We start from the raw sequence: 4,313 nt of genomic DNA, 5'->3' as shown, positions 1-4,313 counted from the left end.
GCTCAGAACTCCCCGCACCGGGCTCCCCGATCAGACCCGCTCAGACCCCCGGCTCCGACGGCAGCCGCCCGCTGCGCACCGCCGCCACCAGGTCCGTGTGGTCCGCCTCGGTGCGGTCCGCGTACGCGACCGCGAAGCCGGCGACCGCCTCGTCCAGCGCCTCGCTCTTGCCGCAGTAGCCGGCCAGCACGCCCGGGTCGGCGGTGTGCGCGTGGGCCCGGGCGAGCAGCGCGCCGGTGATGCGGGCGTAGTCGTCGAGCTGGGCGGGCAGCAGCGCGGCCGGGTCGACGCTGCCCTTGCGGTTGCGGAACTGCCGCACCTGGAAGGGCCGTCCGTGCACCGTGGTCCAGCCGAGCAGGGTGTCGCTGACCACCTGCATGTGCTTCTGGCCGAGCACCACCCGGCGGCCCTCGTGCGGGTCCGCGTCCGTGACGGCGAAGCCCGCACGGGCCAGGTGGGGCAGCAGCGCAGACGGGCGGGCCTCCTTGACCTGGAGCACGAGCGGCTGGTCCCGGTGGTCGGTGAGCAGCACGACGTACGAGCGGGTGCCGACGCTGCCGGTGCCGACCACCCGGAACGCGACGTCGTGCACGCGGTGGCGGGCGAGCAGCGTGCGCACCTCGGCGGGCACGGTGTCGACGTACGGGCCGAGCGACTCGGCGACGGCCGCGGCGAGTGCGTACGGCAGCTCGGTGAGCACCGGGGGAGCGGAGGTGAAGCGCCAACTGCCGTCCGCCTCGCGGACGGTGCTCTTGGCGGCGAACCGCGCGCTGGTGTTGCCGAGCGCCTTGGCACCGACCTTGCGCAGGACGTCGGTGAGGTCGTGCGCCTCGGCGAAGGAGACCAGCTGTTCGTCGGCGACGGCGTTCCAGGCGTCGAGCGCGGGCAGCTTGGCGAGCGTGCGCATCGTGCGGCGGTAGGCGCCGGCCACGTGGGCGGCGGCCTGGCGGGCGGTGGTCTCGCTCGCGCCGGTCTCGCGTCCGGCCAGCACCAGGCTGGTGGCCAGCCGCTTGAGGTCCCACTCCCAGGGGCCGGGCACGGTCTCGTCGAAGTCGTTGATGTCTATCACGAGTTGGCCACGGGCGTCGCCGTAGAGGCCGAAGTTGGCGGCGTGCGCGTCGCCGCACAGCTGGGCGGTGACGCCGGTGACCGGCGTGCCCACGAGGTCGGCGGCCATCAGCCCGGCCGAGCCGCGCAGGAAGGCGAACGGGGTGGCCGCCATCCGGCCGACCCGGATCGGGACCAGGCCGCCGAGCCGGCCGGCGTTGGAGGTCTCCAGGGCCTCGACGGCGGTCGGCCGGTCGGCCGCGGGGGCGACGAGCGCGTGCCCCTCGCGCGGCGCCCGTCCGCGCAGCGCCTTGCCGCGCTCGCGGGCGCGGGTGTCGTGGTGCCGGGCGAACCCGGGGACGGCGAAGCGTCGCGCCGAACGCTCCGTCCCGGGCGCCGTCTCACCGGTCTGCGCCGCCTGCGTCACCATCGGTCCCCCGCCTTTATGTCAGCTCCCCCCGCCCGGCGACCTGCGCGAACGGCCTGCAGGTGGAGTGACGTTCGAGCGGAACCGATGGTTCCAGCACGTAGTATCGACCGGGTGAGCGATCTACGGGGGAGCCTGCGGGTGCGGGCGGTGGCAGTGGTGGCGGCGGGCGTCACGGTGGCGGCCGGACTGGGTGTCCGGGCGCTGGCCGGCGGGCAGTTCGCCAAGTACGCGGGGGACGCCCTCTACACCGTGCTGGTGTACGCGCTGGTGGTGCTCGTGGCGCCCCGGGTGCGCCCGGCCCGCGCTGCTGCCGTGGCGGCGGCGCTGAGCTGGGCGGTGGAGTTCTTCCAGATCACCGGCGTGCCGGACGACCTCGGGCGGCGCAGCACGCTCGCCCGGCTGGTCCTCGGCTCGACGTTCAACCCGCCCGACCTGTTCTGGTACCTGGTCGGTGCCGCGTCGGCGTACGCCGTGCACCGGGTGCTGCGGCCTCGGGAGGCCACAGCGCCGCGGTCACACGGGATTTGACGTCACATCAAGAGCTGAGGGTCGATCAGAGCGGCATCAGGTCCGGGCGCTTGGGCTCGACGTTGTCGCCCGAGGACTCGCCGCGCAGGCGCCGGCCGACCCACGGGATCAGGAACTCGCGGGCCCACTGGATGTTCTCGCGCCGCTGGTCGGCGGCGGTCAGGTGCGGCGCGGCCGGCCACGGCGCCTGCGGGTCCTCGTCGGTGCGCAGCCCGAGCGAGTTGGCGGCCAGCAGGGCGACCCGCTGGTGGCCCTCGGGGGACAGGTGCAGCCGGTCCTCGCTCCAGGCGCGGCGGTCGTGCACCGAGCGCAGCGACCACAGGTCGGCGACCTTGCAGCCGTGCCGGTCGGCGACGGCGCGCATGTGCCCGTTGTACGTGGCGATCTTGCCGCGCAGGTGCTTGAGCAGCGGGACGTCCTTGGTGTCGAAGCCGGTGCAGATGAGCACCGTGCCCGCGGAGTCGGCGAGTTGGGCGACGGCCCGCTCGAAGCGCTCGGCCACCTCGTCCGGGTCGCTGCCGGGGCGCAGGATGTCGTTGCCGCCGGCGCAGAAGGTGACGAGGTCGGGCTGGAGGCGGCGGACCTCGGGCACCTGCTCGGCGGCGATCTGGTCCAGCAGCCGCCCGCGGACGGCGAGGTTGGCGTAGCGGAACTCGCCCTTGGGCTTGCTCACCGCGAGCATCCCCGCCAGGCGGTCGGCCCAGCCGAAGAAGGCGCCGTCGAGCCCGGGGTCGTTCAGGCCCTCGGTGAAGCTGTCGCCGAGGGCGGCATACGAACTGATGTCAAGGGTCTCCTGGAGATTCGGCATGAAGAAGATAGTTCACCTCATCAAGTGACCTACGCCACCGTAGGTGACCCTTATCCGGACGTGACATCGGCCACGTCCGCAAAAGCCCTGGAGATCGGCCGCGTTCGGACGACACGAGGACGGCACAAGAAGGCCGCCCCCTTCCGCTTGTGCGTGTGCGCCGGGGCTCGCGCCGGTTGCGCGGGGGAGTGCGCCCGGCGGGTACGGCTGCGCGGGTGTGCGGACGGTGTTGCCTGGGCAGCCGCAACTCGACCCGAACACCCTTGCTGTTCAAGGACGGTAGAGACATGCCCCGTCAGACCCCGGAGCGCACCGCCCGGCCGCGGCGCTACCTGATGTGCCGGCCGACGTACTTCACCGTGGACTACGCGATCAACCCCTGGATGGACCCGGCCCAGCCCACCGACACCGCGCTCGCGATCCGCCAGTGGGAGCGCCTGTACTGGCTCTACCGCCGCCTCGGCCACACCGTCGAGCTGATCGAGCCGGTGCCCGGCCTGCCCGACATGGTGTACGCCGCCAACGGCGCGACCGTCCTGGACGGCCGGGCCCTGGTCGCCACCTTCCGCTACCCCGAGCGCGCCCCCGAGTCCTCCGCCTACCAGGACTGGTTCCGCGACCGCGGCTACGCCGAGGTGCGCCGCGCCGGGCACGTCAACGAGGGCGAGGGCGACCACCTGGTGGCCGGCCGCAGGGTGCTGGCCGGCACCGGCTTCCGCACCTCGCGCGCCGCGCACGCCGAGGCGGGCGAGCTGTTCGGCGTCCCGGTGACCACGCTCACCCTGGTCGACCCGCGGTTCTACCACCTGGACACGGCGCTGGCCGTCCTGGACGACGACCAGGTCATGTACTACCCGGAGGCCTTCGACGCCGACAGCCGGGCCACGCTGCGCGCCCTGTACCCCGACGCGATCCTCGCCGACCGGGCCGACGCGGAGGTGTTCGGCCTGAACGCCGTCTCGGACGGACGCCGGGTGCTCCTGCCGGAGGCGGCGAAGACCCTGGCGGGCCGGCTCGCCGACGAGGGTTTCGAGCCGGTCCCGGTCGACGTCTCGGAGCTGCTCAAGGGCGGCGGCGGGGCGAAGTGCTGCACGCTGGAGCTCAGGCCGGCGTGAGGCCCGGCACGCTCGGGGACACGCCGTTCACGCCGCGCGCCAGGGGTTGTGAGCTGTTCGGCCCCCGGCGGCGGCCGTGGCGCCGAGCCGGGGGTAGTTGTCGCGGACCATGGCCGCGCAGGAGCCGGAGGGCGTCACGACGTGGTCGTAGTCGGCGAAGGCCTTGGCGGTCCGGTGCACCAGCGGCTCGCCGGCCTGCCGGTGGCCGGTGTCGTACGGCGGCTGCCCGCAGCAGCTCTGCTCGGGCGGGAAGTCCACCGTCACGCCCAGCCGTTCGAGCACCCGGACGGTGGCGATCGCCGGGCTGGGGACCAGTGCGTGGTTGACGCAGGTGGCGAACAGCGCGACCCGCAAGCCGTTCTCCTTTCGTGGGCAGGACCGACCG

At 73.8% G+C, this 4,313-nt stretch carries 4 protein-coding genes and 1 pseudogene; 2 read left to right on the top strand and 3 right to left on the bottom strand.

From position 1 onward, the window contains the following. Window positions 1-40: 40 nt before the first annotated feature. Complete coding sequence (locus tag AB0O00_RS31020) at window positions 41-1,477, bottom strand: DUF2252 domain-containing protein (protein WP_363657407.1); 1,437 nt, start codon at window positions 1,475-1,477, stop codon at window positions 41-43. Window positions 1,478-1,588: 111 nt separating this feature from the next. Here AB0O00_RS31020 and AB0O00_RS31015 point away from each other — a divergent pair, with 111 nt between their 5' ends. After that, on the top strand, window positions 1,589-2,005 hold the full coding sequence (locus tag AB0O00_RS31015) for a DUF2809 domain-containing protein (protein WP_363657405.1): 417 nt from the start codon (window positions 1,589-1,591) through the stop codon (window positions 2,003-2,005). Window positions 2,006-2,030: 25 nt separating this feature from the next. Here AB0O00_RS31015 and AB0O00_RS31010 read toward each other — a convergent pair whose 3' ends face one another. Then, window positions 2,031-2,813 (bottom strand): SGNH/GDSL hydrolase family protein, encoded by a 783-nt coding sequence (locus AB0O00_RS31010; protein ID WP_363657403.1) that lies wholly within the window; start codon window positions 2,811-2,813, stop codon window positions 2,031-2,033. A gap of 287 nt (window positions 2,814-3,100) precedes the next feature. Here AB0O00_RS31010 and ddaH point away from each other — a divergent pair, with 287 nt between their 5' ends. Next, complete coding sequence (gene ddaH / locus AB0O00_RS31005) at window positions 3,101-3,928, top strand: dimethylargininase (RefSeq protein ID WP_363657401.1); 828 nt, start codon at window positions 3,101-3,103, stop codon at window positions 3,926-3,928. Between the two features lie 57 nt (window positions 3,929-3,985). Here ddaH and AB0O00_RS31000 read toward each other — a convergent pair. Continuing rightward, window positions 3,986-4,282: pseudogene (locus tag AB0O00_RS31000) on the bottom strand ((Fe-S)-binding protein); the annotation flags it as partial. Window positions 4,283-4,313 lie beyond the last annotated feature (31 nt).

Source organism: Kitasatospora sp. NPDC093558 (assembly GCF_040683475.1).
Classification (GTDB): domain Bacteria; phylum Actinomycetota; class Actinomycetes; order Streptomycetales; family Streptomycetaceae; genus Kitasatospora.
This window is presented reverse-complemented; position numbering and strand designations above follow the sequence as displayed.